A 534-nucleotide genomic window follows, 5' to 3' on the forward strand; every position below is an offset into this window, starting at 1 on the left:
ACCCCCTTTTAGTTATAATATAGGTTTTATTTTAGCTAAAAATGGCATGGGTTTTAGCAAGGAATGGGCTTGAAAAATCTCTCAACGCTTCTGGTGTTTTTATTCTTTTGTTTAGGGTGTGTGAGCAATTTCAATGAAGACACTTACACGCCGGATCTCATTTTAGAAAAAAAGATCCAAGCCAGCAGGAAAGGCGAAATCACCCAAAATAATGTGCCTATCATCACGGCTATCGCTACGCATTTAAACGATGTGGATAGCGGCACTTACTATGACCATGAGTATTTTTTAGTGGAGATTTTCACGCAAAATAACGATTGGATTGATGATGGCTATATTTCTTATGAACTTTTTGGCACAAAACCTATAGGAAAAGAGCCTTTATGGGTGCGAGAAATCACAAAAGATGAATTTGATGGCATTTTAGAAACCACGAATCGCTGGAGCAGAGCCTTTTTACTCGCTTTTGAAAAATTGGATTATTTAGCGGTGCAAGAAGCCAAACTAGAGCTTGATGCCTATAGTTTAGGCAAG

At 38.2% G+C, this 534-nt stretch carries 1 protein-coding gene; it reads left to right on the forward strand.

Annotated features, from left to right (window positions below):
- Positions 1-69 precede the first annotated feature (69 nt).
- The coding region (locus IE260_RS43525; RefSeq protein WP_229881868.1) for a hypothetical protein at positions 70-534 on the forward strand (465 nt) is incomplete at its 3' end.

This window comes from Streptomyces viridiviolaceus, assembly GCF_014650995.1.
GTDB classification, from domain to species: Bacteria; Actinomycetota; Actinomycetes; order Streptomycetales; family Streptomycetaceae; genus Streptomyces; species Streptomyces viridiviolaceus.